This window comes from Hydrogenophaga taeniospiralis CCUG 15921, assembly GCF_001592305.1.
In the GTDB taxonomy this organism is placed as follows: Bacteria; Pseudomonadota; Gammaproteobacteria; order Burkholderiales; family Burkholderiaceae_C; genus Hydrogenophaga; species Hydrogenophaga taeniospiralis.
The window spans coordinates 152,681-169,941 of sequence record NZ_BCWR01000001.1 but is presented as its reverse complement, the minus strand read 5'-3'; the positions used below and the strand labels follow the sequence as shown (position 1 = coordinate 169,941).

Below are 17,261 nucleotides of genomic sequence, written 5' to 3'. Positions count from 1 at the left end.
GGCCGGCGCGGGGGGGGTCAAAGCCTATAGCGTTGGCCCAGCACGCTTTGCAGCGACTGCACCACCGTGAACGCATCCTTGAGCTGGGTGCGTTCGAGGTTGGAGATTTCGGCGGGGTCGAGGTGGTTGTCGGGGGGGATGCCCTGGGCGATCTGCCGGGCTTGGTGCTGGATGCGGATGAAGGCCATGAACTCCAACGCGTCGCGCAGGTCGCGTGCGCTCTGTTCGCTGATGGCTCCGCCAGCGGCCGCGCTCAGCAGGCGGTCGTGCGTGTTCACGGCCGCGTCGCCGCCGGCCAGCGCGTACACGCGGGCCAGGTCCACGATGGGCACCACACCGTTGTGCTTGAGGTCGATCGTGCCCTTGTGTTCGCCGCTGCGCGCGGTGGAGATGCCCTTGAATAGGCCCAGCGGCGGCGTGTGGGTGAGCGCGTTACCCACCATGTGCGCCAGGAAGATGGTGTTGCCCTGGGTGCGCTCCAGCACGTCGCGGCGCAGGCCGTCGAGCAGCGCGCTCTGACCATGCACCGCGCGCAGGTCGAAGAACACGCAGGTGAGCATGAGGGCCTTGGGGTCCGGCTGGGCTGTCCAGCGCGCGAAGTAGTCGACCCAGCGCCGGCGCGGCTGGCGCCAGGTATCGGTCATGGCCATCATCTCGCCTGGGCAGTACACATACCCACAGGCGTTCAGCCCGTCGCAGACGAACTGCGAGAGGGACTTGAAATAGGCACCGTGCAGCGCCTCGTCGTAGCTGTCGTCGAGCACCATGCAGTTGTCCTGGTCGGACTTCGCGGTCTGCTCGCTGCGGGCCTGTGAGCCCGCCGCCACCCACACATAGTCCACCGGGGCCGGGCCGAAACGGGCCTCGCCCAGCTGCAGCAGACGGCTGGTGATGGCGTCGGTGATGGCGGTGATGATGTGGCCGGTGCTGTAGGCCGAGGCCTCGGCGGCGGCCAGGCTTTGCTGCAGCCGTTTGATCTTGCCGCTGGCCTGTTGCAAGCCCTCGACCGAGCCCTGCTTGTAGATGTCGCCCGCCAGGTACACCGCTGAGGTGCTGTGCTGTTCGGTCAGGTCGGTGGCGGTGATCATGCCCACGATGCGCTGGCCATCGAGCACCGGCACATGGTGGATGTTGTGGCGCGCCATCAGCAGCAGCGCGTCGAACGCCGGGCTCTGCACGTCGATGGTCATGGGCGCCAGGGTGGCAATGTCGATCAGGGGCCGCGCGGTGTCCAGGCCGGCGGCGATCACCCGGTTGCGCAGATCGCGGTCGGTGACCAGTCCGAACAGGAGGCCCTGCTCCACGATCAGCACCGAGGACACGCGTTGCTCGCTCATGATCTGCGCCGCCTCGCGGATGCTGGTCTGGGGGGGCAGGGTGATCGGCTCGCGCCGGATGATGGAGCGCACCGGTGTGGTCATGAGGTTGAGGGCCGGGTCGGCGCTGCCCACCTCGGCAGCGCCTCGCGAGGAGGTGCTTTCGTGCTCGAGGTGGCGCAGCAAGTAGCCCAGGGCTGGCGTCTCGCCACGCAACTCCTCCAGCAGCGCACTGTCCATGCTCACCAGCTCGCTGGCTGTGCGAGCCTGTGCGCTCCGCACACCGGTGGTCCCCGCGGCCTGCAGGCTGAAGAGCTCTCCCGGTTGGAGGGTCACCACCGGCTGACCTTGTTCGTCCAGCAGCGTCACAGCGCCCGACAGCAGCCAGTGCAGCTCCGGATGTGCGGTGTCGGCCCCATCCAGCGCTTCACCTGGCCCCATTGCATGCACCTCCATGGTGTCGGTCAGGCGGTGCCGGGCCGCATCGGGCAGCAGCCCAAAGATGCGGTGCTGCCGCAGCTGTTCGGACAAAGGCAGGGCAGGGGATGCAGGTTGGATCATGGGGCTGATACCGGTCGCACGGAAGTGCCGTGGATGCTACACCGGCCCCCTGGACAGGATTGCGGGTAAACCCTCAGAGGGTTTGACCTGCATCAGGCCCCGGCAGGCCACTTTTGTAAGAACTCGGTAAGGTCCGAATCCAGAATGGGCTCACCTTTACCAGAAGCTTACATGTTGACACTGATTACCGCCGTCAAACTGGTCGCCGAAATCGCCTTGCTGGCCCTGTTTGGCCAGTGGGTGCTGGGCCTGCTGGCCGGGCAACGCCGGGATCAGAATTTGTTCTATCAGGTCCTGCAACTGCTCGGCAAACCCTTCGTTCGCGTCGCGCGGTGGGTGACGCCCCGATTTGTCCTCGAACGCCACCTGCCTTTGGTGGCGTTTCTCATTCTGGGCTTCGTGTGGCTTGCCGCCACCGCGGCCAAGGTGTCCTACTGCCTGAAGATCGGAGTCGAGCTGTGCCAGTGAACCAGATGCTCAACCGTTTTTTTGTGCGCTGGCAGGTTCGCGTGCTGCTGGTGTTCGGGCAGAAGCGCGCCGCCCTGGAGCGTGTGGAGGGCTGGCTGGCGCAGTGTCCCGACGATCTCCTGGCCCTGGCCACACGGGCCCATTTGCTGGCCGAACTCGGCGACAGGCATGAAGCGCTCCAGACCCTGCAGCATGTGGTGACGCTGCAGCCGGATGGGGCGCCTGGCTGGTTCAACCTGGGTTTCCTGAGCGAAGAGCTGGGCTTGCTGGAGCAGGCCGAGGCCGCCTTTGTGCGCGCCACACAGATCGACCCCCGACTGGACCGGGCCTGGTATGGCCTGGCGCTCAGTCTCATCCGCCAGCGCCGCTTCGATGAAGCGGTGGTCGCTTTGCGGAAGAACACCGAACTGCAACCCATGAGCCCCTACGGCTGGTATCAGCTGGCCCGGGTTCATGTGGACCGGCAAGAGCCTGATGAGGCGGCGAAGATCATTCGCCATCTCCGCCGGTTCGAGCCCAAAGTGGCCGCACAACTGGAGCGCGAAACGGGTCTGGGCCACGCCCAGGCCTGACCAGGCGCTTCGGCCGTGTGGCTGAAAAAGGGGTGGTCGGTGCGAGCCGATCATCGAAAAACGCGAACCGGTTGCAGGCTGCCTTGAGGAGACGGGCGGTGTTCGTGATGTGCCCGAAAGGGTTTCGTTGAAGGAGGTCGATCCCATGGAACTGACTGATAACCACCGCCGCTACTGGCGGAAAAACCTCAACATCACAGCCATATTGCTTGTAATCTGGTTCGTGGTGACATTTGTCGTGAGCTATTTCGCCCGAGAGTTGAGTTTCAACTTCTTCGGTTGGCCGTTCAGTTTCTGGATGGGTGCCCAGGGCGCGCTGGTGGTGTACTGCCTGATCATCGGGTACTACGCTTGGTACATGAACAAACTCGACATCGAACACGGTGTCGAAGAGACCGAGGAGTAACACCATGGCAGGCATGTTCGAAACCAAGGCTGGCATGAGCACCGGGGACTCCAACCGGGCGTTCAAGCAACAGCTCAACAAGGTCTACAAGTGGTACACGGGGGGCTTCTTCGTGTTCGTGATCGCGCTCGCGATCCTGGAACAGCTGGGCCTTTCCCGCGAATGGATCGGCTTCATCTTCCTGCTCGCCACCATCGGCCTGTATGCCGGCATCGGCATCATGAGCCGCACCACCGACGCGGCCGAGTACTACGTGGCGGGGCGGCGGGTCCCGGCGGTCTACAACGGCATGGCCACGGGAGCGGACTGGATGTCGGCCGCTTCCTTCATCGGCATGGCCGGCACGCTCTACCTCACGGGCTACAGCGGCCTGGCCTTCATCATGGGCTGGACGGGTGGCTATTGCCTGGTGGCGCTGTTCCTGGCGCCCTACCTGCGCAAATTCGGCCAGTTCACCATCCCCGACTTCCTGGGCGAGCGCTACGGCGGCAACCTGCCACGGTTCATCGGCATCTTTGCCGCCATCCTGTGTTCGTTCACCTACGTGGTCGCGCAGATCTATGGCGTGGGTCTGATCACGTCGCGCCTGACCGGTGTGGCGTTCGAACTGGGCGTGTTCCTGGGTCTGGGCGGCATTCTGGTCTGCTCCTTCCTCGGTGGCATGCGGGCGGTGACCTGGACGCAGGTGGCGCAGTACATCATCCTGATCGTGGCCTACATGATCCCGGTGGTGTGGCTCTCGGTGAAACAGACCAGCGTGCCGGTGCCTCAGGCCATCTACGGCTACCAGCTGGAGAAGGTCACGGCCAAGGAAAAACTGCTGGCCAACGATCCCAAAGAGCTGGAAGTGCGCGAGATCTTCAAGAAGCGTTCGGAAGATCTGGCCGCGAAACTCAAGGATCCGGGTGCCGCGCTGACCGCCGACAAGGCCGCTGCCGAAGCCAAGCTGGCCGAGCTGCGTGCCGCCAATGCTCCATCGGCCGACATTTCCGCTGCGGAAAAAGCGGTTTCTGCCCTGCCCAAGGACGAAGCTGCGGCGAAAAAGGCCTGGACCGCTGCGAAGGCTTCTGCCGACACCAAGGCCAAGCCGCTCAATGGCATGGCACCTCACGCGCAACAGTTCGCGGGCGATCCCAATGGCGATGAAAAAGCGAAGCAGACCTACGACGAATCGCGTCGCAACTTCCTGGCGCTGATCTTCTGCCTGATGATCGGCACGGCCGCGCTGCCGCACATCCTGATGCGTTACTACACGGTGCCCAGCGTGAAGGAAGCCCGGCAGTCGGTCACCTGGTCGCTGTTCTTCATCTTCCTGCTCTACTTCACCGCGCCGGCCCTGGCCGTGTTGGTGAAGTACGAGGTGTTCAGCATGGTGGTCGGCACACCGTTCGACCAGTTGCCGGCCTGGGTCGCCTCGTGGAACAAGGTTGATCCATCGCTGCTATCGATCACCGACATCAACAAGGACGGCATCCTGCAGCTCAACGAGATGAGCATCGGGGGCGACATCATCGTGCTGGCCACGGCCGAAATTGGTGGCCTGCCGTACGTGATCTCGGGTCTTGTGGCCGCCGGCGGCCTGGCCGCAGCACTGTCTACCGCCGACGGCCTGCTGCTGACCATTGCCAACGCGCTGTCGCACGACCTGTACTACAAGATGCTCGACCCGAACGCATCGACCGCTCGCCGTGTGACCATCTCCAAGGTCCTGCTGCTGGTGGTGGCACTGGCCGCGGCCTACGTGGCGGCGCAGAAACCGGCGGACATCCTGTTCCTGGTTTCGGCGGCGTTCTCGTTCGCGGCGGCAGCTTTCTTCCCGGCGCTGGTGCTCGGCATCTTCTGGAAGCGCGCCACCGGTATCGCCGCCTCGCTGGGCATGGTCGCGGGTCTGGGAGTGACCTTCTACTACATGCTCATGACCCAGCCCTGGCTGCGCGGGGTGTTTGGCGTGACCTCGCCTGTCGAGCTCTGGTGGGGCATCCTGCCGATTTCGGCCGGCGTGTTCGGTGTGCCGCTGGGCTTCGCCGTCATCATCCTAGTGAGCCTTGTCACCCCGGCTCCGAGCCGCAAGGTGCAGGAACTGGTGGAGCACGTGCGCTACCCCAGCCTGCGCTCGGCCTGATGCACCGCATCGAGTCTTGACGCCATCCGCCCCGGCGGCCTGACGCCGGGGCTGTTCTTACGGAACCCGGCCAGTTTTGCGACTGGCCGGGTTTTTTGCTAGAATCGCGGGCTTGCCTTGCTGCACCCCGAATCGACGCTGGGGGCAGCTCACCTCAAGCGCCCACTTCACATGTGTGGGCGTTGTCCATCCACAAGGAGAGTCTATGCGTCACTACGAAATCGTTTTGCTGATCCATCCGGATCAAAGCGAACAGGTTCCGGCCATGCTGGAACGTTACAAGGGCATGATCACCGCCGGCGGCGGCCAGATCCACCGTGTTGAAGACTGGGGTCGCCGTCAACTGGCGTACCAGATCAACAAGCTGTCCAAGGCCCACTACCTGTGCGTCAACATCGAGGCCGATCAGGCCGTGATGGCCGAACTGGAGCACGCCTTTAAGTTCAACGACGCCGTGCTGCGCCACCTGACCGTTCTGCGCAAGAAAGCCGACACCGGCCCTTCTTCCATGATGAAGGCCGTCGAGCGCGAAGAGGCTCGCAAGTCCCAGCAACAACCGCAGGAACAGGCCGCGGCGTAAGCGCGCTGCGTGACGTCGTCAGCGGGTGAACCAGTTTCAAATGTCCGCCGTGGTGGTGCAGGTGCAGAGCCTGCGTTACACACCGGCAGGCATTCCGGCCCTGAACATCGTGCTCGAACACGAGTCCGAGGTCGTTGAAATGGACACCCCCAGACAGGTGAAACTGCAACTGAGGGCCGTGGCCTTCGGGGCTCAGGCCGAAACACTGTCCCGTCAGGGGCTTGATGCGGTTTGTGAGTTTCACGGGTTTCTGACGAATGCACGCAACGGCAAAGGCGTTGTGTTCCATATCCAAGATTTCAGCAAGACATAGGAAGGCCCATCATGGCTGCACCCAAACGTTTCAACAAAGACAAGCGCCCCAAGCGCAACACCCAATCGCTGCTGTTCAAGCGCAAGCGCTTCTGCCGCTTCACTGTGGCGAACGTCGAAGAAGTCGACTACAAGGACGTGGACGTCCTGCGTGACTTCATCGCCGAAAACGGCAAGATCATTCCCGCGCGCCTGACCGGCACGCGTGCCTTCTACCAGCGTCAGGTCAACACCGCCATCAAGCGTGCCCGCTTCCTGGCCATGTTGCCTTACAGCGACCAGCACCGCGTCTGAAAGAGAGCCTGACATGCAAATCATTCTGCTCGACAAAGTTGTCAACCTCGGTGCCCTGGGCGATGTGGTCAAGGTCAAGGACGGCTACGCCCGCAATTTCCTGATCCCCTCGGGCCGTGCCCGCCGTGCGACCCAATCGGCCATCGCCGAATTCGAAGCCCGCCGCGCCGAGCTCGAAAAAGTGGCCGCTGCCAAACACGCCGAAGCCGTGGCTCTGGGTGAGAAGCTGGCCGCCGTGACGGTCAAGCTGTCGCAAAAAGCCGGTGTGGACGGTCGCCTGTTCGGTTCCGTCACCAACCACGATGTGTCCGAAGAGCTGAACAAGCAAGGCTTCAAGGTCGCCAAGTCGCAAGTGCGCATGCCCAACGGCCCGCTGAAGAACGTGGGTGATTACACGGTGAACGTGAACCTGCACACCGACGTGACGGTCGAAGTCAACGTTTCGGTGCTGGGCGAAACCGCCTGATTCCGCGCGCAGGCGCTTGGCGCGCCTCGTCCGAGAGCCGCTGTCCTTACGGGCTGCGGCTTTTTTCTTTTCCAGACGATGGCCGGGGTCGGTCACGAATACGCTGTCATGGGGGTGCAAAGGGTTATCCCGTCCAATCCCCACGCCATGCACCGCTTGTCCACAGACTTGTCCCATGACGTGCGCCCCTGCTGGGCGTACCATTGCAGATCACACCAAGAAAGCCCATGGCCGCTGTTTTTTCGAGTTCCTTCCCGTCCTTTGATGCCAGCCTGGATGAGACTGGCCTGGGAGGCGATCCCCAGATCAATCAGCTGCGGGTGCCCCCGCACTCCATTGAAGCCGAATCCAGTGTCCTCGGGGGGCTGCTGCTGGATAACGCGGCCTGGGACCGGGTTGCCGACCTGGTCGGCGATTCCGACTTCTACCGTTACGAACATCGGTTGACCTATTCGGCCATCGCCACACTGGTCAACGCCAGCAAGCCGGCGGACGTGGTGACGGTGTACGAGCACCTGCAGAATCTGGGCAAGGCCGATGAGGCGGGTGGTCTGGCCTATCTGAATTCGTTGGCGCAGTACGTGCCCAGCGCAGCCAATATCCGGCGCTACGCCGAGATCGTGCGCGAGCGCGCGATCCTGCGCAAACTGGTGGCGGCGAGCGATGAAATTGCGACGGCCGCCTTCAACACGCAGGGCCGGCCGGTTGAAAAAATCCTGGACGAAGCCGAGCAGAAGATCTTCCACATCGGGGAAGAGGGCTCGCGCATGAAGGAGGGCTTCCAGGGCATGGACACGCTGGTGGTCGACCTGCTCGATCGCGTGCAGGAGATGGCGGACAACCCGAACGACATCACTGGCGTGCCTACCGGCTTCATCGATCTGGACCGCATGACCTCGGGCCTGCAGGCCGGCGACCTGGTGGTGCTGGCCGCCAGGCCGTCCATGGGGAAAACCGCGTTCGCCATCAACATCGCCGAACACGTGGCGCTCAACGAGGGGCTGCCGGTGGCGGTGTTCTCCATGGAAATGGGAGCGTCCCAGCTGGCCGTGCGTATCGTCGGTTCGATCGGCCGCATCAACCAGAGCCACCTGCGCAACGGCAAGCTCACGGATGACGAATGGCCACGCCTGACCGAGGCCATCGAGAAGCTGCGCAACGTGTCGCTGCACATCGACGAGACCCCGGGTCTGTCCGCCAGCGTATTGCGCGCCAACGCCCGGCGGCTCTCGCGGCAGTGCGGCAAGCTGGGCCTGATCGTGGTCGACTATTTGCAGCTCATGAGCGGCAACGGCGGCGACGGTGACAACCGTGCTTCCGAACTGGGCGAGATTTCGCGGGGTTTGAAGATGCTCGCCAAGGAACTGCAATGTCCGGTGATCGCGCTTTCGCAGCTCAACCGCAGCGTGGAAACCCGCACCGACAAGCGTCCCATGATGAGCGATCTGCGTGAGTCGGGCGCCATCGAGCAGGACGCGGACATCATCATGTTCATCTACCGCGACGAGTACTACACCAAGGACGCGTGCAAGGAGCCGGGCGTGGCCGAGATCATCATCGGAAAACAGCGAAACGGCCCCACCGGCACAGTGAAGCTGGCGTTCCTGAACATGCTCACCCGCTTCGAGAGCCTGGCGGGCGGCGGCGACTTCTGATCACTGCGGCCTTCGTTGTCGGATTTCTTCAAGACCCAGGGCGTTTGCATCGGTAGAGTCCGGGCTCTCTATTCAAGGAGTCTCTATGCAACTGGGTTACACCATCCTGTACGTCGAGGACGTCAGGCATTCCGTCGAGTTCTACCAACAGGCCTTTGGCCTGGCCGCGAAGTTCGTCCACGAGGAGGGCGATTTCGGCGAGCTGGACACGGGCAGCACCTCGCTCGCGTTTTCCTCGCGTGAACTGATGCGCCGGCTGGGCAAGCATCCACAGGTCGCCCGGGCCGACGCACCCTGTTTCGAAATCGCCTTCACGACCCCCGATGTGGCTGCCGCTGTGGAGCGTGCGGTGAACGCGGGGGCCGTGTTGGTGCAGGCTCCCCAGGCCATGCCTTGGGGGCAGACGGTGGCCTATGTGTCCGACCGGGATGGATTCCTGGTCGAACTCTGCACCCCGATGACCGGATCGCCATAACCCGACTGGGCCAACAGGAGGCGCCACGAAGCGCAGGCCAGCACGCGGGCCGGCGTGGTGCCCAGCCACTGGCGGAACTCCCGCGTCATGTGGGCCTGGTCCGAAAAACCGTGATCGACCGCCAGTTCGGCCAGCGGCACCTCTGGCGACAGACACTGAGCCGAACGGCGCAGGCGGGCCAGGCGCTTCCAGTAAACGGGCGTGCGGCCGGTGCAGCCGCGCAGCAGCCGTTCCAGACTGCGTTCGCTCACACCCAGCGCCCGAGCCGCGCTGCTCACGTCGGGCGAGGTCGCCAATGCGTCAAGCGCTTCCGTCGTGGCGCTGTCCACTTGGGCGAGGGCTTCGATCAGCGTGTGCGCCCGCTGCACATCGGCGGGATCACCCGCTCGCGCGAGCCGCAGCATGGCGTCTTCATCGAGGTGGGTACCCGGGCGCAGGCGGTATCCGGTGCAGATGGCACCGGCAACGCCTTCAACGGTGTAGCCGCTGTCGGCCAGGGGTGAAACCAGCCACCGCGCAGGTTGCCCGGGGATCTCAATGGCAATCAGGTCCCGGCAGCCATCGGGCACCACCAGGGTGCTGGACACCGCCGGACTGGCGTGTCTCCAGGCTTCGAGCAGGGCGGTGGGCTGGCCCATGCGCCCGCACCTCACTTGAACTCAGAGCACTTCGCTGGCGAAGTCGGCCAGTCGCGAGCGCTCGCCGCGCGCCAGGGTGATGTGCCCGCCATGTGGCCAGCCCTTGAAGCGGTCCACGGCAAACGTCAGGCCCGATGAGCCTTCGGTCAGGTAGGGCGTGTCGATCTGCGCCAGGTTGCCCATGCAGATGATCTTGGTGCCAGGGCCGGCGCGCGTGATCAGTGTCTTCATCTGCTTGGGCGTCAGGTTCTGTGCCTCGTCGATGATGACGTACTTGTTCATGAAGGTCCGTCCACGCATGAAGTTCATGCTCTTGACCTTGATGCGGCTACGGATCAGCTCGTTGGTGGCGGCACGACCCCATTCGCCGGCGTTGCCGCCATCGCCCTTGGCCAGGAACTCCAGGTTGTCGTCCAGCGCGCCCATCCAGGGGCCCATCTTTTCCTCTTCGGTGCCGGGCAGGAAGCCGATGTCTTCGCCCACGCTCACGGTGGCACGGGTCATGATGATCTCGGTGTAGCGGCGGTCGTCGAGCACCTGCGTGAGGCCACTGGCCAGGGCCATCAGGGTCTTGCCCGTGCCGGCAGTGCCGGCGAGCGTCACGAAGTCGATTTCCGGGTCCATCAACAGATTGAGCGCGAAGTTCTGCTCGCGGTTGCGGCTGGTTACACCCCACACCGCGTTCTTCAGGTGCGTGAAATCCTTGAGCGTCTTGAGCACCGCGGTCTTGTCGCGGATTTCGGTGACGCGGGCGTACAGGGAGGGTTCGCCCGGGGCTTCGAAATAGACGAACTGGTTGATGTAGAACTGCCCCACGGCCGGGCCACTGACCCGGTAGAAGGTGTGGCTGCCACTCTGCCAGCTCTCGATGGTCTTGCTCTGGCGCGTCCAGAAGTCCTGCGGCAGCGCGAGTGCACCGGCGTACAGCAACTCACCGTCGTCCAGCGTCTTGTCGTTCTGGTAGTCCTCCGCCGCCAGGCCCAGCGCGCGGGCCTTGACCCGCATGTTGATGTCCTTGGACACCAGAATGACTTCGCGCAGTGGGTGCTTGTCGCGCAGGGCGTGCACCACGCCCAGAATCTGGTTGTCCGCCTTGCCCTGCGGCAGGCTGCTCGGGAGCTGGGCGTCCAGTGGTTCGGTCTGGAAGAACAGCAAGCCGCGTGCGGTCTGGTGACCGGTGGCGGACAGCTTGAGACCGCGCGCCATGTCACCACCCTGCTGGGCCGCCAGGGCATCCAGCGTGCGGCTGGTCTGTCGACCATTGCGCGCCACTTCGGTCATGCCCTTTTTGTGGCCGTCGAGTTCCTCGAGCACGATCATCGGCAGGAAGATGTCGTGTTCCTCAAAGCGGAACAGACTCATGGGATCGTGCAGCAGCACGTTGGTGTCGAGCACGAACAGGCGGGAGAGTCCCGTGCCATTCGGCTTGCCGGAGGCGCGGCGGCGGTTGCTGGCCACGGGGGAGGGGGCGGACGCTTTTTCCACCTCCACGGCGGGCGTGTCCTGGCGCGGCTTCTCGATCCGCGCCTCGGTGGGTTGCGCCACCGGCAGGGTGACGATGGCCGCCGTCGCGTCGGCCTTGGACGGGCTGGAAGCTCGGTCAGCCTGGGGCGACTTGCGGGCGCGGCTCTGAGCGTTGCGGCGGCCGGTCTTGGGTGCCAACTCGGTGACGGTGGTCTCTACCCGCGGCGCGGTGGCTGCCACTGGCGAAGGCCGTTCCATCGCATCGGCAAGGTCGAACGGATCGTCTGCGGCTTTGAGGTTGTAGGCGTCGGGTGAGAGCAGGGCTGCGCGTTTGGAGGGGGCGGGTGGCAGTGGCATGGAGGGCGTTGTTGTTCAGCGCAGGATGGAAAAACAAAAAGCCGCCACGGTGACCGGGCGGCTTTCTGGGCTGCTGGGAGCAAGAAAAGAAGGAGGAGCTGACTGGCTTCCCGTTGTCATGAACCCATTATGCATGACTGCCGTGACAGACCCATACCCATCATGGGGCCGGGGTGTCGAGGCCGTCCTAACGTTCAGGCGGCCTTCTTGAGAGCCTTGACCGCCTTGAGCACATCTTCCACATGGCCCGGCACTTTCAGCCCGCGCCATTCCTCTTTGAGCACGCCATCGGCGCCGATCAGGAAGGTGCTGCGCTCGATGCCTTTGACCTTCTTGCCATACATGATCTTGTTCTTGACCACGCCGAACATATGGCACATTTTCTCTTCGGTGTCGGCGATCAGCTCGAACGGCAGCTCAAGCTTGGTCTTGAAATCGTCGTGCGACTTCATGTTGTCGCGCGACACGCCGAAAACCTGCGCGCCCGCCTTGACAAAATCCTTGTATTTGTCGCGGAACTGCATGGCTTCGGTCGTGCAGCCTGGCGTATTGTCCTTCGGGTAGAAGTACAGCACGATGGTCTGGCCAAGGTGCGTCTGGCTGCTGACCTTGACGCCGCCGGTGGCCAGCGCTTCGAATTCGGGAATGGGTTTATTGACAACGACTGCCATACTGCGTGGGCCCCTGACGTAAGTTGGTGGTGATTCGTTGGCTTCCCGGTTGCGTGATGCACGCCCTGCAGCTGCTCTGGCTCAACAGGGGGCATGGCAGGAAACAATCGGGTATTTTACCCTGAATGGGCCTCGGGCGCAGTCGAGCAGGGGTCTCTGGCCGTCTGGCACCGGCACTCGCGTGACCATTGGTGCCACCGAACCCGGTTGTCTCACCGGTCCAGGCCGGGCCACATACAGTTGTTTCAGGTCTCCATAAGCAGGGCGGCCAGCACACGGCGCCCTTCGCCGGCCAGGATGTTGTAGGTCCGGCAGGCGGCCAGGGTGTCCATGGTTTCCACGCCGATGCGGCGGTCGATCAGGCTTTGCAGCAGCGCGGGGCGCACGAACCGCAACCGCGCACCGCTTCCGAACAGCACCAGTTCGGGCAACCATCCAGGCGGGAGCACTGTATCTTTGAGCAGCTGTTCAAAATGCATAGCGCTCAGGTCTTCGAAACGCGTGCAAGACCATGGAATCAGCAGCCCGCTCGACGACAGGACCAGGCTGTGCGAGTGGCGCTGCCCGTTGATGGCGATCCAGCCGTCGCCATGGGAAGTGATGGCGTGCAGGTCCGGTTTGTCGGCGTGCAATTTCATCGGGATATGGCTCGGGGTTCAGGGGGGCATGGCGCACCGTGAGGGTGCGGAACTGTGGTCAAATTGCAGGTTTTCCCTGCTGGGCCTGCTGAATATAGCGTTTCGCCAGTTCTTGGCGTTTCCCCACTCATCCGACCGCTCCCGAACGGAGGGACTTTGAAAACCATCCTGAAATCCGCCAAGCTCGCCAACGTCTGTTACGACATCCGGGGCCCCATCATGGACGCGGCCATCCGGATGGAGGAAGAGGGGCACAAGATCATCCGGTTGAACATCGGCAACATGGCGCCGTTCGGGTTCGACGCTCCCGAGGAAATCCAGCAGGACATGATCCGCAATCTGCCGAACTCGGCCGGGTATTCGGACAGCAAGGGGATTTTTGCGGCGCGCAAGGCGGTGATGCACGAGACGCAGAAACAGAATGTCAAGGGCGTCACGCTCGATGACATCTACCTCGGCAACGGTGCGAGCGAGCTGATCGTGATGTCGGTCAATGCCCTGCTGGACGAAGGCGACGAACTGCTCATGCCCGCGCCCGACTACCCGCTGTGGACGGCTGCGGTGAGCCTGTCGGGCGGCACGCCGGTGCATTACATGTGCGACGAATCCAACGGATGGATGCCCGATCTGGACGACATCCGCCGCAAGATCACCCCGGCCACCAAGGGCATCGTGGTGATCAATCCGAACAACCCGACCGGCGCGTTGTACTCGGACGATCTGCTCAAGGCTATCGTCGGCATCGCGCGCGAGCACGGCTTGGTGATCTTTGCCGACGAGGTCTACGACAAGGTGCTGTACGAAGGCGCGAAGCACACAGCGATCTCCAGTTTGTCCGAAGACGTGCTGACCCTGACCTTCAATTCCTTGTCCAAGAGCTACCGCTCCTGCGGCTACCGCGCCGGCTGGATGGTGGTGTCGGGCGACAAGAAACCGGCCCGGGACTACATTGAGGGGCTGAACATGCTCTCGAACATGCGCCTGTGCGCCAACGTACCAGGGCAGTGGGCGATCCAGACCGCGCTGGGCGGGTACCAGAGCATCAAGGATCTGGTGTGCGAAGGCGGCCGGCTGCGTCGCCAGCGCGACCTGGCCTACGAGCTGATCACCGCCATCCCTGGCGTGAGCTGTGTCAAGCCCTCGGCCGCGCTCTACATGTTTCCGCGTCTCGATCCGGCGATGTACCCGGTCGAGGACGATCAGCAGCTGTTCCTGGAACTGCTCCAGGAAACGCGCGTGATGCTGGTGCAGGGCTCGGGCTTCAACTACCCCGACAACCAGCACTTTCGCATCGTGTTCCTGCCGCACGAGGACGATCTGCGTGAGGCCATTGGCCGGGTCGCGAAGTTCCTGGAGGGCTGGCGCAAGCGCCACGCGATCCAGCGCGCATCAATCGCCCCCGCGCTCAGCAACACAGCGGACGTGGCGGCTCCCTAAACTAGACCGGCCGGGCCCCGGTGGGCGCGGCGCCGACATTTTCCGAAGCAGAGAGAACAACGATGAAACCGATCCAAGTAGGCCTGTTGGGCATAGGCACCGTGGGCAGCGGCACGTTCAACGTGCTGCAACGCAACCAGGAAGAAATCCGCCGCCGCGCGGGTCGCGGCATTGAAATCACCATGGTGGCCGACCTCGATGTGGCCCGCGCCCAGAGCATCGTCGGCCCGAACGTGAAAGTGGTGAACGACGCGCGCGCCGTGATCGCCAACCCCGAGATCGACATCGTGATCGAGCTGATCGGTGGCTACGGCATCGCCAAGGCCCTGGTGATGGAGGCCATTGCGGCGGGCAAACATGTCGTCACCGCCAACAAGGCGCTGCTGGCCGTGCACGGCACCGAAATCTTCGCGGCGGCTTCGGCCAAGGGTGTGATGGTCGCGTTCGAAGCGGCCGTGGCCGGTGGCATTCCCATCATCAAGGCGCTGCGCGAAGGCCTCACCGCCAACAGCATCCAGTGGATCGCCGGCATCATCAACGGCACCACCAACTTCATCCTGTCCGAGATGCGCGACAAGGGGCTGGACTTCGACGTCGTGCTCAAGGAAGCGCAGCGCCTGGGCTACGCCGAGGCCGACCCGACCTTCGACATCGAGGGTGTGGATGCGGCGCACAAGGTCACGCTCATGAGCGCGATCGCTTTCGGCATCCCGGTGCAGTTCGACAAGGCCTATGTGGAGGGCATCACCCAGCTCGGCGCCACTGACATCAAATACGCCGAACAGCTGGGCTACCGCATCAAGCTGCTGGGCATCACCAAGCGCACCGACAAGGGCATCGAGCTGCGCGTGCACCCGAGCCTGGTGCCGTCCAAGCGCCTGATCGCCAACGTGGAAGGCGCGATGAACGCCGTGGTGGTGCAGGGCGATGCCGTGGGCACCACGCTGTACTACGGCAAGGGTGCCGGCAGTGAGCCCACCGCCTCGGCCGTGATCGCCGATCTGGTGGACATCACCCGCCTGCACACCGCCGACCCGCTGCACCGCGTGCCGCACCTGGCGTTCCAGCCCGACAAGATGAGTGACTTGAGCGTGTTGCCGATGAGCGAGGTGGTGACCAGCTATTACCTGCGCCTGCGCGTGGCCGACGAAGCCGGCGTGCTGGCCAAGGTCACTGGTTTGCTGGCCAACGCCGGCATCAGCATCGACGCGGTGCTGCAGCGCGAGGCCGACGAAGTCGGCGGTGAGGGTGCCACCTCTACCGATCTCATCATCCTCACGCACGACACGCGCGAAGGCACGATGAACGAGGTGCTGGCGCAGATGCAGGCGCTGCCGAGCGTGCTCGCGCCCATCACGCGGATACGAAAAGAAGAGCTGAACTGAGATGCTGTACCTCTCCACCCGCGGTCACCCGGACCGCAAGCACTTCTGCGAAATCCTGCTCGAAGGCCTGGCGCCCGATGGGGGGCTGTACCTGCCCGAGCGCTACCCGCAGGTGGACGCGGCCACGCTGGCGCGCTGGCGCGGCGTGTTCAACGGTGGCGCCTCCGGCGGTTACGCGGCGCTGGCCTACGAGGTGCTGTCGCTCTACATCGACGACATTCCTGCGGCCGACCTGAAGGCGCTGTGCGACAAGACCTACACCGAAGCGGTGTATGGCACGGCGGCCATCGTGCCGCTCAAGCAACTCGAAAAAGGCTTCTACCTGGAAGCCCTGTCCAACGGTCCGACGCTGGCCTTCAAGGACATGGCCATGCAATTGCTGGGCAACCTGTTCGAGTACGAACTGGCGCGCCGTGGCGAAGAGCTCAACATCCTGGGCGCCACCAGTGGCGACACCGGCAGCGCAGCCGAATACGCCATGCGCGGCAAGCAGGGCGTGCGCGTCTTCATGCTCAGCCCGCACGGCCGCATGAGCCCGTTCCAGCAGGCGCAGATGTTCAGCCTGATGGATCAGAACATCCACAACATCGCCATCGAAGGCGTGTTCGACGACTGCCAGGACATCGTCAAGAACGTCAGCAACGACCTGGCGTTCAAGCGTGGCTACAAGATCGGCACCGTCAACTCGATCAACTGGGCGCGCCTGCTGGCCCAGGTCGTTTACTACTTCGCCGGCTATTTCCAGGCGACCACGGGCAACGATCAGAAGGTGAGCTTCACCGTGCCCAGTGGCAACTTCGGCAACGTCTGCGCCGGCCATGTGGCGCGCCAGATGGGCCTGCCGATCCAGACACTGGTGGTGGCGACGAACGAAAACGACGTGCTCGACGAGTTCTTCCGCACCGGTGTCTACCGGGTGCGCGCCAGCGCCGACACGCACGAAACCTCCAGCCCGTCGATGGACATTTCCAAGGCCAGCAACTTCGAACGTTTCGTGTTCGATTTGCTGGGCCGCGATGGCGCGCGGGTCAAGGCGCTGTTTGGTGACGCGCTGGCACGCGAAGGCCGGTTCGATCTGGGCGGGGACCCGGTGTTTGCCGAGGCGGCGAAGCACTATGGCTTCGTCAGCGGCAAGAGCACCCACGCCGACCGCCTGGCGACCATCCGGGACACCTGGACACGTTTCGGCGTGATGATCGACACCCACACCGCCGACGGCGTGAAGGTCGCCCGCGAGCACCCGAACCCGGCCGTGCCGATGATCGTGCTGGAGACGGCCCTGCCAATCAAGTTCGCCGAAACCATCGTCGAAGCGCTGGGCCGCGAACCGGAGCGCCCGGAGAAGTTCGACGGCATTGAAGCCCTGCCCAAGCGCGTGCAGGTGATGCCGGCCGACACTGCGGCCGTGCAGGCCTACATCGCCCAGCACTGTCCTCGCACCTGA

The 17,261-nt window shown here is 63.8% G+C and carries 18 protein-coding genes; 13 read left to right on the top strand and 5 right to left on the bottom strand.

Annotated elements, in window-relative coordinates; all coding sequences use genetic code 11:
* Positions 1 to 17: 17 nt before the first annotated feature.
* A complete protein-coding gene (locus tag HTA01S_RS00815; RefSeq protein WP_245637953.1) occupies positions 18 to 1,877 on the bottom strand; it encodes a putative nucleotidyltransferase substrate binding domain-containing protein in 1,860 nt (619 codons plus the stop codon).
* A gap of 171 nt (positions 1,878 to 2,048) precedes the next feature.
* Between HTA01S_RS00815 and HTA01S_RS00810 the strand changes: the two genes are divergently transcribed.
* The 10 genes from HTA01S_RS00810 to HTA01S_RS00765 all read left to right on the top strand — a co-directional run bounded on the left by HTA01S_RS00810 (position 2,049) and on the right by HTA01S_RS00765 (position 9,227).
* The gene (locus HTA01S_RS00810; protein WP_068166420.1) at positions 2,049 to 2,345 is read left to right on the top strand and encodes a hypothetical protein; all 297 of its coding nucleotides are present in this window, start codon (positions 2,049 to 2,051) and stop codon (positions 2,343 to 2,345) included.
* Complete coding sequence (locus HTA01S_RS00805) at positions 2,336 to 2,917, top strand: tetratricopeptide repeat protein (protein WP_322788357.1); 582 nt, start codon at positions 2,336 to 2,338, stop codon at positions 2,915 to 2,917. The genes HTA01S_RS00810 and HTA01S_RS00805 overlap by 10 nt, the downstream gene beginning before the upstream one ends.
* Before the next feature lie 145 nt (positions 2,918 to 3,062).
* The gene (locus HTA01S_RS00800; protein WP_068166418.1) at positions 3,063 to 3,323 is read left to right on the top strand and encodes a DUF4212 domain-containing protein; all 261 of its coding nucleotides are present in this window, start codon (positions 3,063 to 3,065) and stop codon (positions 3,321 to 3,323) included.
* 4 nt (positions 3,324 to 3,327) lie between these two features.
* Positions 3,328 to 5,445, top strand: a complete 2,118-nt coding sequence (locus tag HTA01S_RS00795; protein ID WP_068166415.1) for a sodium:solute symporter family protein — start codon at positions 3,328 to 3,330, stop codon at positions 5,443 to 5,445.
* 205 nt (positions 5,446 to 5,650) lie between these two features.
* Positions 5,651 to 6,025 carry a 30S ribosomal protein S6 gene (gene rpsF / locus HTA01S_RS00790; RefSeq protein WP_068166413.1) on the top strand — a complete coding sequence of 125 codons (375 nt, stop codon included), beginning with the start codon at positions 5,651 to 5,653 and terminating at the stop codon, positions 6,023 to 6,025.
* A 40-nt stretch (positions 6,026 to 6,065) separates the two neighbouring features.
* Positions 6,066 to 6,338, top strand: coding sequence for a primosomal replication protein N (gene priB, locus HTA01S_RS00785; RefSeq protein ID WP_068166409.1), 273 nt, complete (start codon positions 6,066 to 6,068; stop codon positions 6,336 to 6,338).
* A gap of 11 nt (positions 6,339 to 6,349) precedes the next feature.
* On the top strand, positions 6,350 to 6,631 hold the full coding sequence (rpsR, locus tag HTA01S_RS00780; RefSeq protein ID WP_068166407.1) for a 30S ribosomal protein S18: 282 nt from the start codon (positions 6,350 to 6,352) through the stop codon (positions 6,629 to 6,631).
* Positions 6,632 to 6,644: 13 nt separating this feature from the next.
* Positions 6,645 to 7,097, top strand: coding sequence for a 50S ribosomal protein L9 (rplI, locus tag HTA01S_RS00775; RefSeq protein WP_068166405.1), 453 nt, complete (start codon positions 6,645 to 6,647; stop codon positions 7,095 to 7,097).
* A 227-nt stretch (positions 7,098 to 7,324) separates the two neighbouring features.
* Complete coding sequence (gene dnaB / locus HTA01S_RS00770) at positions 7,325 to 8,752, top strand: replicative DNA helicase (protein ID WP_084235745.1); 1,428 nt, start codon at positions 7,325 to 7,327, stop codon at positions 8,750 to 8,752.
* 85 nt (positions 8,753 to 8,837) lie between these two features.
* Positions 8,838 to 9,227, top strand: a complete 390-nt coding sequence (locus HTA01S_RS00765; protein ID WP_068166403.1) for a VOC family protein — start codon at positions 8,838 to 8,840, stop codon at positions 9,225 to 9,227.
* Here HTA01S_RS00765 and HTA01S_RS00760 read toward each other — a convergent pair.
* From HTA01S_RS00760 to HTA01S_RS00745, 4 genes are all read right to left on the bottom strand, one after another.
* Entirely contained in the window at positions 9,164 to 9,865 is a 702-nt protein-coding gene (locus HTA01S_RS00760) for a helix-turn-helix domain-containing protein (RefSeq protein WP_068166399.1), read from the bottom strand. The two genes, HTA01S_RS00765 and HTA01S_RS00760, sit on opposite strands and share 64 nt — an antisense overlap.
* A 21-nt stretch (positions 9,866 to 9,886) precedes the next feature.
* Entirely contained in the window at positions 9,887 to 11,686 is a 1,800-nt protein-coding gene (locus HTA01S_RS00755) for a PhoH family protein (RefSeq protein ID WP_068166397.1), read from the bottom strand.
* A 194-nt stretch (positions 11,687 to 11,880) separates the two neighbouring features.
* Positions 11,881 to 12,357: a peroxiredoxin gene (locus tag HTA01S_RS00750; RefSeq protein WP_068166395.1), complete on the bottom strand. Its 477-nt coding sequence runs from the start codon at positions 12,355 to 12,357 to the stop codon at positions 11,881 to 11,883.
* A 245-nt stretch (positions 12,358 to 12,602) separates the two neighbouring features.
* The gene (locus tag HTA01S_RS00745) at positions 12,603 to 12,995 is read right to left on the bottom strand and encodes an Mth938-like domain-containing protein (RefSeq protein ID WP_068166393.1); all 393 of its coding nucleotides are present in this window, start codon (positions 12,993 to 12,995) and stop codon (positions 12,603 to 12,605) included.
* A gap of 156 nt (positions 12,996 to 13,151) precedes the next feature.
* Between HTA01S_RS00745 and HTA01S_RS00740 the strand changes: the two genes are divergently transcribed.
* The 3 genes from HTA01S_RS00740 to thrC all read left to right on the top strand — a co-directional run bounded on the left by HTA01S_RS00740 (position 13,152) and on the right by thrC (position 17,261).
* Positions 13,152 to 14,432, top strand: coding sequence for a pyridoxal phosphate-dependent aminotransferase (locus HTA01S_RS00740; protein WP_068166389.1), 1,281 nt, complete (start codon positions 13,152 to 13,154; stop codon positions 14,430 to 14,432).
* Between the two features lie 62 nt (positions 14,433 to 14,494).
* On the top strand, positions 14,495 to 15,817 hold the full coding sequence (locus tag HTA01S_RS00735; protein ID WP_068166387.1) for a homoserine dehydrogenase: 1,323 nt from the start codon (positions 14,495 to 14,497) through the stop codon (positions 15,815 to 15,817).
* 1 nt (position 15,818) lies between these two features.
* A complete protein-coding gene (gene thrC / locus HTA01S_RS00730) occupies positions 15,819 to 17,261 on the top strand; it encodes a threonine synthase (protein ID WP_068166383.1) in 1,443 nt (480 codons plus the stop codon).